This is a genomic window from Sorangium sp. So ce1036, assembly GCF_051369805.1.
Lineage (GTDB): Bacteria > Myxococcota_A > Polyangia > Polyangiales > Polyangiaceae > Sorangium > Sorangium cellulosum_F.
This window is the reverse complement of sequence record NZ_JBBMOX010000001.1, coordinates 4,414,927-4,432,327: the sequence shown is the minus strand read 5'-3', so window position 1 is coordinate 4,432,327 and position 17,401 is coordinate 4,414,927. Positions and strand designations below refer to the sequence as shown.

14 protein-coding genes are annotated in these 17,401 nt (G+C 72.8%); 11 read left to right on the top strand and 3 right to left on the bottom strand.

The features are described from left to right. Nucleotides 1–313: 313 nt before the first annotated feature. Nucleotides 314–1,855 (top strand): Glu/Leu/Phe/Val family dehydrogenase, encoded by a 1,542-nt coding sequence (locus WMF31_RS16800; RefSeq protein ID WP_436602910.1) that lies wholly within the window; start codon nt 314–316, stop codon nt 1,853–1,855. A 104-nt stretch (nt 1,856–1,959) separates the two neighbouring features. Here WMF31_RS16800 and WMF31_RS16795 read toward each other — a convergent pair whose 3' ends face one another. Next, nucleotides 1,960–3,933, bottom strand: a complete 1,974-nt coding sequence (locus WMF31_RS16795) for a sigma 54-interacting transcriptional regulator (protein WP_436602909.1) — start codon at nt 3,931–3,933, stop codon at nt 1,960–1,962. Between the two features lie 205 nt (nt 3,934–4,138). On the opposite strand from WMF31_RS16795, the gene WMF31_RS16790 reads away from it, so the two are divergent. Continuing rightward, nucleotides 4,139–4,453, top strand: a complete 315-nt coding sequence (locus tag WMF31_RS16790; RefSeq protein ID WP_436602908.1) for an Mpo1-like protein — start codon at nt 4,139–4,141, stop codon at nt 4,451–4,453. Between the two features lie 361 nt (nt 4,454–4,814). Then, a complete protein-coding gene (locus WMF31_RS16785; RefSeq protein WP_436602907.1) occupies nt 4,815–5,633 on the top strand; it encodes an SDR family NAD(P)-dependent oxidoreductase in 819 nt (272 codons plus the stop codon). A 96-nt stretch (nt 5,634–5,729) separates the two neighbouring features. On the opposite strand, the gene WMF31_RS16780 is transcribed toward WMF31_RS16785, so the two are convergent. Both WMF31_RS16780 and WMF31_RS16775 read right to left on the bottom strand, forming a co-directional pair. Continuing rightward, entirely contained in the window at nt 5,730–7,583 is a 1,854-nt protein-coding gene (locus WMF31_RS16780) for a response regulator (RefSeq protein WP_436602906.1), read from the bottom strand. Nucleotides 7,584–7,720: 137 nt separating this feature from the next. After that, on the bottom strand, nt 7,721–8,689 hold the full coding sequence (locus WMF31_RS16775; protein ID WP_436602905.1) for a ferritin-like domain-containing protein: 969 nt from the start codon (nt 8,687–8,689) through the stop codon (nt 7,721–7,723). A 357-nt stretch (nt 8,690–9,046) separates the two neighbouring features. Between WMF31_RS16775 and WMF31_RS16770 the strand changes: the two genes are divergently transcribed. The 8 genes from WMF31_RS16770 to purF all read left to right on the top strand — a co-directional run bounded on the left by WMF31_RS16770 (nt 9,047) and on the right by purF (nt 17,397). Further along, nucleotides 9,047–10,603: an HAD-IG family 5'-nucleotidase gene (locus WMF31_RS16770; RefSeq protein WP_436602904.1), complete on the top strand. Its 1,557-nt coding sequence runs from the start codon at nt 9,047–9,049 to the stop codon at nt 10,601–10,603. 105 nt (nt 10,604–10,708) lie between these two features. Further along, complete coding sequence (truD, locus tag WMF31_RS16765) at nt 10,709–11,941, top strand: tRNA pseudouridine(13) synthase TruD (protein WP_436602903.1); 1,233 nt, start codon at nt 10,709–10,711, stop codon at nt 11,939–11,941. A gap of 61 nt (nt 11,942–12,002) precedes the next feature. Further along, the gene (locus tag WMF31_RS16760; RefSeq protein ID WP_129348764.1) at nt 12,003–12,764 is read left to right on the top strand and encodes a MotA/TolQ/ExbB proton channel family protein; all 762 of its coding nucleotides are present in this window, start codon (nt 12,003–12,005) and stop codon (nt 12,762–12,764) included. Then, nucleotides 12,764–13,270: an ExbD/TolR family protein gene (locus WMF31_RS16755; RefSeq protein WP_129348766.1), complete on the top strand. Its 507-nt coding sequence runs from the start codon at nt 12,764–12,766 to the stop codon at nt 13,268–13,270. Before WMF31_RS16760 ends, WMF31_RS16755 begins: the two co-directional genes overlap by 1 nt. A 19-nt stretch (nt 13,271–13,289) precedes the next feature. Continuing rightward, nucleotides 13,290–14,318, top strand: a complete 1,029-nt coding sequence (locus WMF31_RS16750) for an energy transducer TonB (protein ID WP_129348768.1) — start codon at nt 13,290–13,292, stop codon at nt 14,316–14,318. A gap of 101 nt (nt 14,319–14,419) precedes the next feature. Next, nucleotides 14,420–14,893 (top strand): cyclic nucleotide-binding domain-containing protein, encoded by a 474-nt coding sequence (locus WMF31_RS16745; RefSeq protein ID WP_129348770.1) that lies wholly within the window; start codon nt 14,420–14,422, stop codon nt 14,891–14,893. Between the two features lie 123 nt (nt 14,894–15,016). Beyond that, complete coding sequence (locus WMF31_RS16740; RefSeq protein WP_436602902.1) at nt 15,017–15,703, top strand: hypothetical protein; 687 nt, start codon at nt 15,017–15,019, stop codon at nt 15,701–15,703. A gap of 251 nt (nt 15,704–15,954) precedes the next feature. After that, a complete protein-coding gene (gene purF / locus WMF31_RS16735; protein WP_436602901.1) occupies nt 15,955–17,397 on the top strand; it encodes an amidophosphoribosyltransferase in 1,443 nt (480 codons plus the stop codon). Nucleotides 17,398–17,401: the final 4 nt, after the last annotated feature.

Here is a 17,401-nt window from a genome sequence, read left to right as displayed (position 1 = left end):
CCTGGAGAGGTGCTGACCGCGCGCTGCCCGCCGCGCCGCCGTGCGCGGCGCGGCGGGCAGCCGCTGCCGCGTCGCTCCGGGCGGGCCGCGCCGGCCTCCCTCGCGCCGGCGAACGTCCGCCGGCCGACGCGTCGCGCAGCACGCACCGCGGCGAAGCGAGCCGCCGTGCCATGCGCGGCGTCCTCCACGTCACCTTTCCCCGGATCGGCCTTGCGAGCTCCCCCCACAAATCGAAGGGTGACTCGCGTCACACCCGCGCGCGCGCCGCGCGAAAGAATGGATCCCCGCCTCGCGGTCGAGGCAGCATACGGCGATGGAAGAACCTCCCCTCCTGGAACGAGAGCCGGAGACCAACATCTTCGGCGAGTCGATGGCGGTGTTTCACGCTGCCGCGGACCTCATCGGCCTGGCTCCCCGCGTCCGGCTGGAGCTCGAGCAGCCCGACTACGAGCACATCTTCTATGTCACCGCGCAGCTGCAGGACCGCCTGGTCCCGCTCCGCGGAGAGGCGGCCGCGGCCTACGAGCGGCTCCCTCCGTCGGTGATCCCGAACCGGGCCGCGATCACCCCGCTCTTCAACGGCAAGCTCATCCTCCGGCCCGAGGCGCTCCGGAGCGGCTCGATTCACATCCAGGACGGCGTGATCCGTCTCGGCGACCAGGGGCTGTACCGGATCGAGCCTGGCGAGTTCGCCCGCTTCAAGGCGTACCGGGTCCAGCACAACCAGGCGCGGGGGCCCTACAAGGGCGGGCTGCGCTTCCACAAGGCCGTGTCCCTCGACCTGTTCAACGCGCTCGCCGCCGAGATGACGTGGAAGACCGCGATAGCGGACGTCCCGTTCGGCGGCGCCAAGGGGGGCATTCGCATGGATCCGCGCGAGCACAGCAAGGAAGAGCTCGAGTCGATCTCACTGCGTTACATGTACCGGCTGAAGCAGCTCGTCGGGCCCAACGTCGACATCCCCGCGCCCGACGTGGGCACGAACCCCCAGGTGATGGCGTGGCTCCTGCGCCAGTACAGCGACGGCGAGCGCGAACGGCACAACCACCGCGGCGTCGTGACGGGCAAGGACGTGCGCATCGGCGGCTCCGAGGGGCGCGCCAAGGCGACCGGGCAGGGGCTCGCCTACTGCGTCGAGGAGTGGTACGCGCAGCGCGGCCTCACCCCCGCGGGAGCGCGGTTCATCGTGCAGGGGTTCGGCAACGTCGGCTCCGCCGCCGCCGAGATCCTCTGCAAGATGGGCGCGCGCTGCATCGCCGTGCAGGACGCCGACGGCGCCGTCTACGACCCGAACGGCATCGACGTCGGCGCCCTGATCACCCACGTCCACGCGAACCCCCAGAACCTGCGGCGCTCGGTCGCCGGCTACGGCGGCGCCCAGCCGATCGCGCCGGGCGATTTCTGGAGCGTCGATGCGGACATCTGCATCCCGGCCGCGCTCGGCGACGCCGTCACCGGGGAGGTGGCCGAGCGGCTCAAGGTGAAGCTCGTGGCCGAGGGCGCCAACCGCCCCACCACGACAGAGGGCGACAAGGTGCTCGCGGAGCGCGGCATCAGCGTCATCCCCGACATCATCGGCAACGCGGGCGGCGTGACCGTCTCCTACTACGAGTGGATCCAGAACAAGCGCATGGAGCACTGGACCGAGGGCGAGGTGAACGCGCGGCTCGAGCGCGCCATCAAGAGCAACTACCGCCTCATCTGCGATATCGCGGAGGATCGCCCGCGCCGCTCGGCAGACCACGACTCGACCGGGTTCGTGCTGGGCAAGCGCCTGCCGATGCGGCTCGCCGCGATGGTGCTCGCGCTCAAGCGGATCGAGGCGCATTACATGCTGGAAGGGTTCTCCCAGTAACGGGCGCCATCAGCCCACGAGCGGGCGCCTCCCCACGCGGAGGCACCTCCCCGCGAGAGGACGCGCCGCCGGCCGGCGGCGCTCGCGCCCCGGCGCGGCGGCGGTCATCGGCTGACGCCGTAGCCGAGCTTCTTGATGCCGTAGACCTTGATCTTGTGCTGGAGCGTCCGCAGCGGCAGCTCGAGGCGCCGCGCCGCCTCGGTCTGGTTCCAGTCGGACGCGCGCAGCGCCTCGATCAGGAGATCGGCCTCGATCTGCTCCAGCCGGATCTTGAGCCCACCCGCCGCAGGGGCCGCCGGCGGCGCGGGGTCGGCGGCCCCGCGCGCCGGCTCGGAGGCGCGCCGGGTCACGGCCGGCGCGCTCGGCGCCCCGTCGGGCTCGGACGATCGCGAGAGCTCCGCGGCTCGAGGCGACGCGCGCGGCGGGCTCGACACGCTCACCGTGTGACGGATGCGCTCCGGGAGATCGCGCGCCAGGATGGCCTCCCCCTCCGCGATCACCACCGCCCGCTCGATGGCGTTGCGGAGCTCGCGCACGTTGCCAGGCCACGCGTAGCCCTTCAGGAGGGCCAGCGCCTCGGGCGCGATCGACCGGACCTTGCCCTGGTGCGCGCGGTTCGCCTGCTCCAGGAAGCCCGCCGCGAGCGGCGCGATGTCGTCCCGGCGAGCGCGGAGCGGCGGGATGTCCAGCGTCATCGCGTTCAGCCGGTAGAGCAGATCGAGCCGGAACGTGCCCTCATCGCACATGGCGTCGAGGTCGCGGTGCGTGGCCGCGATGACGCGGACGTCGACCTCGATCTCCCGGGTCGCGCCGACGCGCGTCACGCGCTTGGTCTCGAGCACGCGCAGGAGCGCGGCCTGCGCGGCCGCGGGGAGCTCGCCGACCTCGTCGAGCAGCACCGTGCCGCCCGCGGCCGCCTCGAAGACCCCCTTGTGCTGCTGGCTCGCGCCCGTGAAGGCGCCGCGCTCGTGGCCGAAGAGGGTGCTCTCGATGAGCAGCGCGGGGATCGCCCCGCAGTTCACGCAGATGAGCGGCCCGGCGCGGCGAGGGCTGCGGTCGTGGATGAACCTCGCGAGCACCTCCTTGCCCGTCCCGGTCTCGCCGCGCAGGAGCACGGGGATCGCGGAGCGCGCGGCCCGCAGCGCCACCTCGACCACCGAGCGCATGAGCGGGCTCTGGGTCGCCAGGACGTGCCCGTCCGCCTCCCACGCGCTCTCCGGTGACGCGCCCTGGGAGCCCTCTTGCGCTCGCGGCCGGGCGTCGCCGGCCCTGGGGGCGACGTAGAGCAGCGCCCCCTCCGGGCTCGCGACGCGCACGGGCGCCTCGGGGCTCGCGCTCCGCGACGCCTCGTGGCCCACCTCGATGAGCTTGTCGATGGAGGTCGCGGCGTCGGGGAACACCGCGACCCCCGCCACCAGCGCCGGCTCGCCCTCCCTGCGCGCGACGATCCCCCGCGCGAGCTCCTCCGCGAGCTCGGCCGTGATCTCGGGGAGCAGGATCTCGAGCGTGTCGGCGCTGTAGAAGGCGACGCGATCGACGGGCCGCAGCGCCTCGCGCACGCGGAGGGCCCAGTGCCGGAGGTGGCTCGCCTGGACGCCGAGCGAGCGGACCACGGCGAGCGCGAACTTGCGGCCGAAGAACCTTGACCGCGCGATCTCGGCCTGCAGGGCGACGCGCAGCGCGTCGGAGCCCTCCAGGCCGAAGAGCGGCAGCTCGCCGCCGGAGAGCACGTGCACCGACGCGACGACGCCGCCGAGCAGCACCTCGTCGCCCGCCTTCACGACGCCGCGCTCGACCCGCTGGCCCGCGACGCGCGTCCCGTTGCGCGAGCCCAGGTCCTCGACCACGACCTCGCCGCCCACGAGCGTGAAGCGCGCGTGCCTGCGCGACATGCTCCTGTCCCGGATCACCACGTCGGCCGGGGGCTCCCTGCCGACGACGACGCCGACCCCGGGGCTCATCGGGGACATCTCGACGCCGTCATGGTGATAGACGAGCAGGAGCACACGCCGCTTCTCCGCGCGCGCCCTCTGGACGAGCTCCGCCGTCTTGAACGACAGCGATGCAGTCGTGGCCATGGGACCGGTGCTGTGACCGCGCACGCTGCCCCCCCTACGCCTCATTCCGCCCAATGGCAACCCGGAAGCGGCGCTGCGCCGCGCGTGGCCCGCGCTGCGCGCAGCGCGATGCGCGGGCCACGCGGCGGGCGTGACGTTGCCCCCCCCGCGGCGCAGCGCGCCCCGGCGCGCCGAGCGGAGGGCGGCAGCGTGGTAGAATGGCGCGATGATCCGCCTCAACGCCGAATGGACACAGGTGCTCCACCAGTACAAGCAGGACCATCAGGACCCGCGCAACCAGGCGTGTCACCAGATCGGCATACCGCTGATCGTCGCGAGCTTCCCCGTGGGCGCGACCCTCATCGGCCTCCCGCTGGCGGCCGCGATGTTCGCGACGGGCTGGGGTTTCCAGCTCGCGGGTCACTGCTTCGAGGGAAAGAAGCCGTCGTTCGTGAACGACAAGCGGAGCCTGCTCATCGGCGTGCTCTGGTGTCTTGAAAAATACGGCCTGCACGTGGTCGAGGAGACGCCGGCCTCCTGACGCGCCGCGCCCGACGCGTTCCCGCGAATACCGTCCATGTGCACGACTGCGACGTGGACGCACTGGCAGGCTCGACAGGGGCCATGGCGATTTCCCCGCAACTCAGGGGCGCGTGCTGCAATGCGCAAAGCTTCCTTGACGTGATGCGGGCATGGTCGTACCTGTGTCCCGGCGGGGGAATGATGATTGCCTTTCCCGGGGGGTCCGGCAGGCGCGCGTCATCTCGGCTCATCCCGCGTGAGTCCGCTGCCTGCTGCTGTCGTCGACGAGCCCCTGGAGCGTCGTTGCAGGCCGCCGCCGCAGGCGACGAGGGGACGAGGACGGCGAGACGAGGAGGCGGGAGATGGGGTGTGCGCAGAGCATGACGGGGAAAGTCGCCGTGATCACCGGCGGCACATCGGGGATCGGGCTCGCGACGGCCTCCGCGCTCGCGCGGCAGGGCGCCCGCGTGATCGTGCTGTCCCGCAGGCCCGGCTCCGAGGGGGCGAGGAAGCTCTCCGCGCTGAAGGGGCCGGGCGAGGTCGACGTCATCGCGTGCGACCTCGGCCGGCTCGCGTCGGTGCGCGCGGCGGCCAGGCAGGTGGCGGATCGATGTGACGTCGTTCACCTGCTCATGAACAACGCGGGGATCTTCCTGCGCGAGCGCGCCGAGTCGGCCGACGGCCTCGAGATGACGTTTCAGGTGAACTACCTGTCCCATTTCCTGCTCTCGAACCTGCTGCTCGACCGGCTCGGCGCCGCGCGCGGCGCGCGCGTGGTCAACATGGTCGCGCCGGTGGACAGCATCCGGCTCGACTTCGACGATCTCATGTCGAAGCGCTCGTACTCGTTCCTCTCGGCCTCGGCGCGCTCGAAGCTCGCGCTCGTGCTCGCCGCGCGCCGCCTCTCCGAGACGCTGTCCGGGACCGGGGCCCAGGTGCTCTGCTATTATCCGGGGCTCGTGCGGTCAGGGCTGTTCGAGGGCACCTCGTTCGTCCTCAAGAAGCTGATCGACGTCGTCGGCGCCACGCCGACCCAGGCCGCCGCGAACCTCCTCGAGATCCTGGCCGACACGTCGCACACCGACACCCCTGCCTTCTTCGAGCGGACCAAGGTGAGGCCCCTCCGGGGCATGGCGACGGACGCGGAGGCGGCCACCCGGCTCTGGGAGATGAGCACGAGGCTCGTGGGCCTCACCTGAGCCGGCCGTCCCCGGGACGCCGCGCCGCGCGCGGGCAGCGCGGCAGGCCGCCGCGCGCCGTCCCGGAGCGGCTCGGTCCGGCTCGGGTCGGCGCTCTCACCGGAGGCCGCGCTTCTTGAGCTCCGCGGCGAGCGAGGCCTGCACGCGCTCCACCTCTCGAGCGACGGCGTGCACGGCCTCGCTCACGCTCTCGAGCGTCCCGGCCCGCGCCTCCCGGTCGAGCCGCGCGCAGAGCTCTTTCAGGGTGAGCGCCGCGAGCTGGTCGGCGCTCTCGTAGAGCCCGAAGGCGAGCCGCTCGAGCTCGCCCAGCGCGCCTCGCGCCGCGGCCTCGCGCATCGACGCCACCCGGGCCGGCGCCTCCGTCAAGAAGAGCGCGATCACCTCGGTCACCACGTCGGGCTCGACCGCGCGCGGCGCGGCGCGCCGCACCGAGGACGCGGCGGGGTGGGCGCGCTCCCTGGCCGGGGGGCACGAGGGCGTCACCAGGGTCGGCGGCGCGAGCTCGACGCCCGGCGGGTCGGGGTCCTTCTGCCCGGCCTCGAACGAGCCGGACCGCGACGGCGCGCAGAACGTCCGCAGGACGCGCTCGAGCTCGTCCTGCGAGCGCGGCGCGCTCTGCGCCTCGGGAGAGGGGGTCCCTCGCCGCGACCTCGGCGCGCGCGCCGCGCCGGCCACGCGCTCCGGCGGCAGCCCCGCGAGCAGCCGCAGGCTCGACTGCAGGGGAGCGCGCCGGATCGGCTTGATGAGCACGGCGTCGGCCTCGGCGCGGCTGGGCGCCTCCCTGCCGGGGTACGTCATGAGGACGCTGCGCACGGGCGCGATCGCGGCGTCCGCCTTGATCCGTTGCAGCAGCGAGAGGCCGTCGAGATCGGCGAGCTCGAGGTCGATCAGCACCATGTCGTAGGCGCGCCCGGCCCCGGCCGCATCGCGCAGCGCGGCGAGGGCCGCGGCGGCGCTCGGCGCGGCGCCGCACGCCAGCCCGAGCTCCTCGACCAGGCTCCGCACCGCGCGGCGCACCGAGCCGCTGTCGTCGACCACCAGCACCCGCGTTCCGGGCAGGTCGATGCGCGGGATCAGCGCCCGGTCCGAGGCGCGCCCGCGCCGCTCGAACGGGAGGACGAACGAGATCCCCGGGCCGCGCGCGCCGGCCTCCGCGGCGGCGCGGAGCTCGCCGCCCAGCGCGCCGATCAGGCGCCGCGCGACGGCGACGCCGGGCGCGGCGCGCAGGCCCCGATCCGACGCAGGCCTCGCCACGCCGCCGTCCCCTGCCTCCGGGCCGTCCATGCTGGCCAGGGGCGCTGCCCCGCCCGCGAAGCGCACGTCGAAGCGCACCGGCGCGATCGCCCCCTCGTGCGCGCCGCCCCGCGCGGACGCCGCGCCGTCGTCCTCTCCCGCGCCGACGCGGATCAGCACCTCGCCCCGGGGCGCCCCGCGGATCGCACAGGTGGCGACGTTCAGCAGCAGCTGCCTCAGCCGCGCCGCGTCGCCGCGCACCGGCCCCGGCACGTCCGGTCCGATGTCGAGCACGAGCTCCGTCCTGTCGTCGCGCGCGCGATCCACGAGGAGCTCCGCCACGTCCTCGACGGCGCGGCGCAGATCGAAGTCGACCGGCTCGACGTGCAGCCCTCGGCCGCCCGGCTGGCCGAGATCGATGAGGTCGTCGACCATCGCGAGCGCCGCGTCGCCGTGGCTCCGGATGCGCCGGGCCCATGCCCGCTGCTCCGGATCGAGCTCGGTGTCGAGCAGGAGGCCGCTCATGCCGATGATCCCGCCGAGCAGCGCCCGGATCTCGTGCCGCACCTGCGCGAGGGCGCCCGCCTCCCCGTCCGCCTCGACGGGCGACCAGGGCCGCGCCGTCAGCGCCTCCGGCGCCGTCGCGCGCTCCGCGGGCTCGCTCCTCGTCCCGGCGCTGCTCTCCGAGCCGCTCCGCCGCTGCTCCTCGCCTGCCATCGACGCTCCGACACTCCCCCCCGGTGCCCGCCCCGCGCGAGCCCATCACGCCGGAACATCGAGTGTACCGCGCCCAGCGTCCCGCAGGGCCAGTCACGACGCGGGCTGGGATGAGCGCGCGGCGCCGTGGCACGCGGTCATCGCCGCGCCGATCCCTGGCGCGCGCTGGCCCCGGCCGAGAGGTCGGCCGACGGCGCGCCGTCGAGCGCCGTCACGACGACGCGCTCGCGATCGACCGCCGCCTCCGCCGAGAGCACGCTGATGGCGGACGGATCCTCGGACGACGCGAGCGCGCGCCGGCTGTGGCCAAACAGGCGCAGGAGCAGCTCCGGCGGGGCGAAGTCGAGATCGCTCTCGTGGACGAAGAGCCGCCCGAGGTGCTCGGCGTAGGCGCCCGCGAGGACGCGGAGCGGGATCCGGTCGAAGGCGAGGGCGCGCCTGCGGCTCGCGGCCGCGGAGCCGAGCAGCGCCGCGAAGAGCGCGGTGTAGATGGCGCGCAGCTTGAGGCGCCTCGAGGGCGGGCTGCGCTTCAGCGCCTCCCGCAGGAAGTGGACGTTGAGCGGGACGTGGAAGGACTCGTCGCGCGTCAGGATCGTGAGCATCTGCCGCACGGCGGGGTGGCGGGCCTCCCGCAGGGCGAGCCGGTACGTCGTCGAGCCGATCGTCTCGAACATGAGGTTCGTGAGCACGATCGTCTCGACCCGCCTGGCGCGGCCGTACAGGCGATAGAAGGTGCCGGTGACGCGGCCCATGGGGCGCACCTCGCCGCCGATGTGCGCCAGGAACTTCGTGAGCAGCTCGCGGTGCCACCCCTCCTCGTCGCCATAGAGCCGGAGGCACTCGCCGAGCTCCGGATCCCAGCGGCTCACCTCGTCGGCCAGCGCGTGCGCCTGCGTGAGGCCGGACTCCTCGGCGCGGAACGCGGCGTTGAAGAAGGCGATCGCGGCGCTCCGCTCGGCCTCGCTCTCCCACGCGATCGGCGTGGAGAGATCGAGCTCTTCGTCGTACATCCGCGCCGCGCGGCGGCGGAGCATGCTGAGCCACCAGGACGTGGGGCGCTGAACGGGGGGCTTGGGGGAGCTCGGCTTGGGTGCTGCGAAACGCATCGGACAGGGTGCCCGTCGTTGACGGAGGGGATCCGTCTTCGTGACCGCTCGAGGCGGGAGGGGCGCGCACCATAGCGCAAATCCTCCGCGCCGCGCACTCCGGCGCGCGGCGCGGTCCCTCGGCGCACAGGGAGGGTGGCGCGGCGAGCGCGGAGCCTGGACGCGGCCGGCGTCGGCGAGCTGGCGGTGCGCGGCGCCGCGCCGAGGTGGTCGACGATGCGCCCTCGGGCGATCCGCCGGGCGATCCGCGAGCGGCGTGACGCCGAGGGCGGCGTGCGGCGGGGGGCGACGTCACGCGTTCGTCAAGGACGCGCGCTTTGTGCGCCCGGCTCCGTGGGATACGATAGCTGACCCACCGTGTTGTTCGAGCAGCTCGAGCTCCCCCTCGGAGGGCTCTACCCACAGACCGAGCCCACGCGCATCCCGCGGACCCGGCGCGTCTTCGTCAACCGCAACCTCAAGCTGGCGGGGATCGACTGGGTCGGCTTCGACATGGACTACACCCTGGCGATCTACAACCAGACCGAGATGGACAACCTCTCCATCCAGGGGACCATCACGAAGCTCGCCGCGCGCGGCTACCCCGAGGATCTGCTCCGGCGCCTCCGCTATCCGATCCACTTCCCGATCCGCGGCCTCCTGATCGACAAGCGCTTCGGCCACGTCCTCAAGATGGATCGGTTCAAGGTGGTCCAGCGCGGGTACCACGGCCTTCGGGAGCTCACGAAGGAGGAGCTGAGGTCGCTCTACCAGCACCGCAAGATCCGCCCGAACACCGCGCGCTATCACTGGATCGACACGCTGTACGCGCTGAGCGAGGCCACGCTCTACGCGGGCATCGTCGACGCGCTCGAGGAGCGCGGCGTGCCGCTCGACTACGCGCGGCTGTTCACCGACATCCGCGAGTGCATCGACGAGGCGCACCGGGACGGCACCATCCTCGACGTCGTGCTCTCGGACCTGCCGCGCTTCGTCCAGCGCGACCCGCACCTCGCGCAGACGCTCCACAAGTTCCGGTCCGCGGGCAAGAAGCTCTTCCTGCTGACGAACTCTCGCTGGCCGTTCACCGAGAAGATGATGACGTACCTGCTCGGCGACGCGATGCCCGAGTACCCGAGCTTCCGGCACTACTTCGACGTGATCGTGGTCGCCGCGCAGAAGCCGGCGTTCTTCCAGGAGCGCCGCCCGCTCCTCATGCGGGACGGCGCCGACGTCCGCCCCGCCGCGGCGCCGCTCGAGCGCGGCGCCATCTACGAGGGGGGCAACCTCCACGACTTCGAGAAGTTCCTGAACATCTCCGGCGATCGGGTCCTCTACGTGGGCGACCACATCTACGGCGACATCCTCCGCTCCAAGAAGGAGAGCGCGTGGCGCACGGCGATGATCATCCAGGAGATGGAGGCGGAGGTCGCGGCGCACGAGTCGTGCCGCCGCGAGCACATGGAGAGCGCCATGCTCGAGGGGCGCCGCGAGGAGCTCGAGGATCAGCTCCGCTTCTACCAGCAGCGCTACAAGGACCTCACGCGCAAGATCGAGGACGAGCAGCAGAGGAAGAACGGCGCCGCCAACGGCGCCGCGCCGCTGCTCGCGGCGGGGAACGGCGCGCCCGCCCAGGTCGACTACGCGACGTCGTTCTACGAGGCGGAGCGCGGCCGCACGAAGCGCGCGGTCGAGCGCATCCGCGGCCAGCTACGCGCCCTCGACGCCGAGGTCGCCAAGCTGGAGCGCGAGATCGCCCGGCGCTTCCACCCCTACTGGGGCTCGCTGCTCAAGGAGGCGAACGAGACGTCGAGCTTCGGCGATCAGGTCGAGGAGTACGCCTGCATCTACACGTCGCGGGTCTCGAACCTGCTCGCCTACTCCCCGCTGCAGTACTTCCGGAGCCCGCGCGACCTGATGCCGCACGAGCTCTGACCGCGGGCGCCCCCACGCCGGGGCGAGGGCGCCCGCGCCAGGCGATCGACGCGCCGCGCGTTCGCCCCTGGACGCCGAGACGATTTCGGTCACGCTGGCGCTCCGATGGGAACCACCGCCCCGTCCGTCGAGGCCTCCATGGCCGCGGGCTCGCCTCTCGACCTCCCCGCGGCCGTCATCCGGAGCTCGCCCGCGGACTTCGTCGTCGAGGAGATCCCCGCGTACACGCCGAGCGGCCGCGGGGAGCACGTGTTCGTGACCTTCCGCAAGACGGGGCGCAACACGCCCGACGCGGTGCGCGCGCTCGCGCTCGCGCTCGGGTCCGACCCGGGCGGCGCCGGCTTCGCCGGCATGAAGGACCGGCACGCGATCACCACGCAGACCGCGTCGATCCAGCTCCCGCTCGGGCGGGATCCGGAGCCGCTGCTCGCGAAGGCCGAGCTGCCCGGGATCGAGATCCTCTCGGTCGCCCGCCACGACAACAAGCTCAAGCCGGGGCACCTCCTCGGCAACCGGTTCCGGATCACGCTCCGGGGCGTCGACCCGGCCGCGCTCCCGCTCGCCGAGCGCCGCCTCGCCGAGATCCGCCGCGCCGGCGTGCCGAACGCGTTCGGGCCGCAGCGGTTCGGCAGGAACGGCGGCAACCCCGAGCGCGCGCTCGCGTGGATCGCGGGCCGCGAGCGCGGGCCCCGCGACAAGCGCGAGCAGCGGCTGCTCTTCTCGGCGCTGCAGTCGCGCTGGTTCAACGAGGTGCTCGCGCGCCGCGAGGCGGACGGCACCTGGAGCACCGTGCTCCCCGGCGACCTCGCCAAGAAGCGCGACAGCGGCGGGCTCTTCCTCGTGCCGCTCGAGGGCCCGGAGCTCACCGACGCCGAGGCGCGCGCCGCCGCGCTCGCCATCTCGGCGACGGGCCCGATGTTCGGCCGGAAGATGCGCTGGCCCGAGGGCGCCCCGGGCGCGCTGGAGCGCGAGGTGCTCACGGCGGCGATCGGCGACCCCCGCAGGCTCGACGCGTTCGCCCACGCCGGGGAGGGCACGCGGCGCCCGCTCCGGCTGGAGGTCGACAGCCTGGAGGTGTCCGCCGCAGCCGAGGGCACGCCGGGCGCCGAGGGCGCGCCGGGCGCCGAGAGCACGGGCCTGCCCTGCGCAGGGCAGGGAATCGTCGTCTCGTTTGTGCTACCGAAGGGCGGCTACGCGACGACCGTCCTTGGGCGAGCCTTTCGGCTCGTCGACGCCTCGGCCCCGCAGCCCTCCACGAGGGAGGGGGCGCCGGGCGCCCCCGCACCGGAGGTGGAGGAGGACGCAGTCGAAGAAGGGCAGCCCGGCGGCGGACCCTAGCTCGTCTCGAAGCGCGGCTCCCACCCACCACCCCCCCATCGGGAAAGGCACCAAGGAAAAGATGAACCTCGTCGAGTGGCTTCAGCGCATCATGGTCGGATTCGGGGCCGAATGGGTCATGTGGCTCATGATCGGCCTCAGCGTCATCTCCGTCGCCATCATCCTGGAGCGCGCCTGGTTCTTCTGGTCGCTCCGCGACGATCTCACCGTGCTCGCGCGGGATCTCCGGACCTCCCTCGAGGACTCGATCGAGGCGGCGAGGAGGCGGATGGACGCCTCGCCCTCGGCCGAGGCCGCGGTCGTCACGGCCGGCCTCGCGGTGGCGCACCACGGGCCGGAGGCGGCCGACGAGGCCATGGCCGGCGCCGCGGCGCTCCAGCGCATGAAGCTGGAGCGGCGCCTCGCCTACCTGGGCACGCTCGGGAACAACGCGCCGTTCATCGGGCTCTTCGGCACGGTCATCGGCGTCGTCGGCGCCTTCGACGCGCTCGGCCAGGCGGCGCAGACGCCGGTCGCGCAGGCCGCGTCGCAGGCGATGGCGCCGCAGGCGGTCATGTCGAGCATCGCCGAGGCGCTCGTCGCGACCGCGGTCGGCCTCGCCGTCGCCATCCCGGCGGTCGCGGCGAACAACTTCTTCCAGCGCAAGATCAAGTCGACGCTGGCCAACACCGAGGCGCTCACGCGGGTCCTGCTCGCGCACCTCAAGATCGATCCCGCGTTCGCCGCGCCGGCCGCCGTCGCCGCCGAGCCGCGCGGCAAGGCCGCCCGGTCGCCGCGGCAGGACGACGCCAAGAAGGGCAGCGCGGACCGGGAGGAGAGCTGATGGCCGCAACGAGCCGCAACGACGATGACGAGTTGATCAGCGGCATCAACGTCACGCCGCTCGTCGACATCACGCTCGTGCTCCTCATCATCTTCATGGTGACGGCGAAGATCATCGTCTCGCAGTCGCTCCCCCTCGACCTGCCGAAGGCGGCGCAGGGGCAGGAGGTGCAGCTCGTCTTCGGGCTCGAGCTGCACGCCAACGGCGACACCTTCGCCGACGGCAAGAAGCTCGCGGGCGAGGACGCGATCTTGCCGGTCGCGCGCGAGGCCCAGGCGAAGAACCCGGAGCTCCGGGCCGTGATCCGCGCCGACACGACGGTCCCGCACGGGCGGGTGATCCGCGCGCTCGACCTGCTCAAGCAGGCGGGCGTGTCCAAGATCGCGTTCGGCGTGACCCCGATCGCGCCCGAGCCCGGCGCGGTGACCGGCCGGGCCCCGGGCGCCTCTCCGGCGGCCCCTCCCCCGGCGGCCGCCCCGCCGGCAACCCCGAGCCCCGCGCCGTGAGGGAGCCGATCGAGAGCCTATGAGCCAGGTCACGAGCGATCGCACCGCGGGGGCGCTCCACGACAGCCGCCGTCGCGACCAGCGCGGCGGCGCCGACCCGGAAGGAGCCCGCGGGCCCGGGGCCGCGCGCGCCGCGGCGGCGGGGGGCCACGCCGGCAATGGACGGCGCGCCGCCGATCCGCTCGCCGCGGTGATCGCGCTCGGCGATCGCGCCGCGCGCGCGGGCGCCGTCTTCGGGCTCGCGCTGGCGCTCACGAGCCACGGCGCGGCCTCGGCCCTGGCCATCGTCTCGGGGTCGCTGCGCGACATGCGGCAGGCCGTCGAGGAGATGCGCCGCGGCATCCAGGACCACCTCTGGGCGAGCTACGAGGTCGACCTCACGCCGCCGAAGGCCGAGGAGCCGCCGGAGCCCGAGCCCGAACCGGAGCCCGAGCCCGAACCGGAGCCCGAGCCCGTCGCCAAGCCGGAGCCGCCTCCCCCCGCCGCGAACGCCCCGCCGCCGAAGGAGGAGGACCCCTACGAGCCGCCCCCCGCCGCCGCCGAGGCGGCGAAGGTCCTCACGCGCGAGGCGGATCCCGAGGAGGTCCTCGACATGACCGATCAGGGGATCGCGAGCGGCGAGGGCCAGGGCGTCGGCTACGGCCGGGTTGCGGGCGCGGGCACGGCGAAGGCCCCGACGTTCAACCCGAACGCCAAGGTCGGCGGCACGCAGGGCGGCAAGGGCACGGGCGACCCAAGACCGCCGCCGGCCCCCGCGGCGCCGGATCGCTCGGCCCCGCCCGGCCTGCTCGGCGGAAGCAACTGGAACTGCCCGTTCCCGCCGGAGGCCGACGTCGATCAGATCGACCAGGCCAGCGTGGTCCTCATGGTCACCGTGCGGCCTGACGGCAGCCCGCTGTCGGTCAAGGTCGTCCGTGACCCCGGCCACGGGTTCGGCCGCGCCGCGCGCATGTGTGCGCTCAGGAAACGTTACACGCCCGGACGGGATCGTGTCGGCTCCCCGATCACCGGCACGACGCCGCCCATCACGGTGCGCTTCACGCGGTAGGTCCTCGCCAGGTCACGCGGCCGGTCCTGCGCGAGGTCGTCGCCGCGCTTCCTTTGAACTCGCTCCGGGACCGCTCCCTCGGCTATGCTCCGCGGCGGCCAGTGATCGTCCCCGAACGGATCGAGCAGCTCTCGAAGGTTCCCCTCTTCCAGGGCCTCACGCCGGCCGCGCTCGAGCTCATCTCGCGCGTCGCGAGCGAGGAGACCCACGCGCTGGGCACCAAGATCTTCCAGCACGGGGATCCGGGCGACAAGCTCTACATCCTCCTCGAGGGCAAGGTCCGGATCAGCCGCGAGATCGCCGGGATTGGCGAGGAGGCGCTCGCGGTGCTCGGCCCCGGCGCGGTGTTCGGCGAGATGGCGCTGCTCGACGAGGCTCCCCGCTCCGCCGACGCCCGCGTCCACGAGCGCTGCCGGCTGCTCACCGTGTCCAAGGACGCGTTCGAGGATCTGCTGTTTTTGCACAAGGAGCTCGCCTACGAGGTCCTCTGGAACGTGGTCCGGATGCTGGTCCAGCGGCTCCGGGAGACCAACAACAAGCTCACGTTCCTCTCCGTCTCAGGCAAATTCGAGTAGAGTGCGGGCCCGATCGCCCGGCCGACGGTGGCGGAAGCGCGCCCCACGCGGCGCGGCCTCCTGCGCGGGGAGCGGCGATCTGCTCAGGCATTGACGATCCCTTGGAGGACTATGGCAGCCAGGATGAAGCACGCAGCGCTCGCCCTCGCGCTCTGGACGGGCGCATTCGCAGGGGCATGTGGCTCCGCCACGCCGCCGCCCGAGACGGCGGCCGATCAGACGGATTTCGATGGCGAGTCGAGCCCGGGCGCGGAGGAGACCGCCGCGGCGAAGGGCGCGAAGCCTGCGGGTGAGAGCGCGTCGTCCGAGGGCGCGGGAGCAGAGGGGCACGGGCACGACGGGCCCGCCAAGTCGACGCCGATCCAGGCGACCAAGCTGGCGGCCGATCTGAAGAAGATCGGGATCAACCTCAAGAAGATCCCCCCGCTCGAGAAGCTCCCGCTGGCGCAGAAGAAGAAGGTGATGCCGCTGCTCCAGAGGTCGCTCGGCCTCGACAACTGCCAGGGCTGCCATGCCGAAGGGGACATGAAGAAGGAGACGCGCGACATGAAGATCGCGCGCGAGATGTGGCGCCACTTCGTGGTGCCGCTCCGGAGCGAGGACGGCGGCCCGCTGTTCTGTGACAGCTGTCACGCCGGGGACGAGCACGTCCTGAACCGCAAGGACAAAGAGGCGCTCCAGGAGTTCATGGACGCCGAGTACGTCGGCAAGATCGCCCTCGCGAACAACGAGGACATGGAGTGCGGCACGTGCCACGGCGACGCCATGGAAACCAAGATCATCGAGAAGCTCTGGAAAATCCCGAAGTAGCGAGCGTTCCTCGGGTCGCGTGACCCGTGGAATGACTCCGGCAGCAAGCCCGCATGGAAATACCGCGGTGCACCCGCCGGACAACTGTAATTAAACACACACGTCAGGCAGGATTCCATCCCGGGATCTGCCCGCGCGCCGCCCTCGAAGAAGCGCCCACCTTCGACCTGCGCCCGCGCCCGTCCGCCTCATGTTCGCGACCGGTCGCCATGACGGTGGGTCATGCCCCGATTTCGTACTAGATAGGCTGCATGTGCGGTGTGTTCGGAATCTTTGGCCACCCCGAGGCGGCCAACATGACCTATCTCGGGTTGCACGCGCTCCAGCATCGAGGGCAGGAGTCCGCCGGTATCGTCAGCAGCGACGGGGAGCGCCTCTACGGCCACCGCTCGATGGGGCGGGTACAGTCCGGCTTCTCGCCGGCCGACCTCGCGACGCTGCTCGGCGATCGCGCCATCGGCCACGTCCGCTACTCCACCGCGGGCGGCTCGCACCTCAGGAACGCGCAGCCGCTCGGCGTCGACTACGCGCGCGGCTCGCTGGCGGTCGCGCACAACGGCAACCTCACGAACCATGAGATCCTGCGCGAGCGCCTCGAGGCGCGCGGCTCGATCTTCCAGACCGCGAGCGACACCGAGTCGATCGTCCACCTCATCGCGATGAGCAAGAAGGAGCAGCTGCGCGACCGCATCGCCGAGGCGCTCCAGCAGGTCGAGGGCGCCTACTCGCTGCTCTTCCTGACCGAGCGCGAGCTCATCGCGGTGCGCGATCCGCGCGCCATCCGGCCGCTCTGCCTCGGCGAGGTGCCGAGCGCGAGCGGCACGGCCCGCGTGGTCGCGAGCGAGCCGACGGCGTTCGACCTCATCGGCGCGCGCAAGGTGCGCGACATCGCCCCAGGCGAGATGCTGATCATCAGCGCGGACGGGATCCGCTCCGAGTTCCCCTTCGCGCCGGAGTCGCGCAAGCTCTGCATCTTCGAGCACGTCTACTTCGCGCGCCCCGACTCGACCATCCAGGGGGTGAGCGTCTACGAGGTGCGCAAGGCGTTCGGCCGGCGGCTCGCCGCGGAGCAGCCCGTCGAGCCGGGGGACGGCGACCTCGTCGTGATCCCCGTGCCCGACTCCGGCGTGCCGGCGGCGATCGGCTTCGCCGATCGCGCGCGCGCGCCGTTCGAGATGGGGCTCATCCGCAGCCACTACGTGGGCCGCACGTTCATCGAGCCGCAGCAGTCCATCCGGCACTTCGGCGTCCGGCTCAAGCTCAACCCGAACCGGGCGGCGATCGAGGGCAAGCGCGTCGTCGTCGTCGACGACTCGATCGTCCGCGGCACGACGAGCCGCAAGATCGTCAAGATGATCCGCGACGCCGGCGCCCGCGAGGTGCACGTCCGCATCTCGAGCCCGCCCACGCGCTGGCCCTGCTACTACGGCATCGACACGCCGACGCGCTCGGAGCTCATCGCCTCGACGCACTCGGTCGACGAGATCCGGAGCTACCTGACGGCCGACAGCCTCGGCTACCTGTCGCTGGAGGGGCTGGTCGAGAGCGTGCGCGCGATCGAGGTGCGGGAGGGAGACGCCGCCTCGGCGCGGCCGTCGGCGGACAGCTACTGCCACGCGTGCTTCTCGGGGAGCTATCCGATCCCGTTCACGCCGACCGCGCCGGCCCGGCAGCTCCGCATGGTGAGCGGTTGACCGT

What these genes read in the sequence shown, in the direction of transcription:
- WMF31_RS16760 (WP_129348764.1), top strand. Translation starts at nt 12,003, where the DNA reads ATGAACCTCGTCGAGTGGCTTCAGCGCATCATGGTCGGATTCGGGGCC.
- WMF31_RS16755 (WP_129348766.1), top strand. Translation starts at nt 12,764, where the DNA reads ATGGCCGCAACGAGCCGCAACGACGATGACGAGTTGATCAGCGGCATC.
- WMF31_RS16785 (WP_436602907.1), top strand. Translation starts at nt 4,815, where the DNA reads ATGACGGGGAAAGTCGCCGTGATCACCGGCGGCACATCGGGGATCGGG.
- purF (WP_436602901.1), top strand. Translation starts at nt 15,955, where the DNA reads ATGTGCGGTGTGTTCGGAATCTTTGGCCACCCCGAGGCGGCCAACATG.
- WMF31_RS16795 (WP_436602909.1), bottom strand. Translation starts at nt 3,933, where the DNA reads ATGGCCACGACTGCATCGCTGTCGTTCAAGACGGCGGAGCTCGTCCAG.
- truD (WP_436602903.1), top strand. Translation starts at nt 10,709, where the DNA reads ATGGGAACCACCGCCCCGTCCGTCGAGGCCTCCATGGCCGCGGGCTCG.
- WMF31_RS16740 (WP_436602902.1), top strand. Translation starts at nt 15,017, where the DNA reads ATGAAGCACGCAGCGCTCGCCCTCGCGCTCTGGACGGGCGCATTCGCA.
- WMF31_RS16750 (WP_129348768.1), top strand. Translation starts at nt 13,290, where the DNA reads ATGAGCCAGGTCACGAGCGATCGCACCGCGGGGGCGCTCCACGACAGC.
- WMF31_RS16790 (WP_436602908.1), top strand. Translation starts at nt 4,139, where the DNA reads ATGATCCGCCTCAACGCCGAATGGACACAGGTGCTCCACCAGTACAAG.
- WMF31_RS16775 (WP_436602905.1), bottom strand. Translation starts at nt 8,689, where the DNA reads ATGCGTTTCGCAGCACCCAAGCCGAGCTCCCCCAAGCCCCCCGTTCAG.
- WMF31_RS16780 (WP_436602906.1), bottom strand. Translation starts at nt 7,583, where the DNA reads ATGGCAGGCGAGGAGCAGCGGCGGAGCGGCTCGGAGAGCAGCGCCGGG.
- WMF31_RS16800 (WP_436602910.1), top strand. Translation starts at nt 314, where the DNA reads ATGGAAGAACCTCCCCTCCTGGAACGAGAGCCGGAGACCAACATCTTC.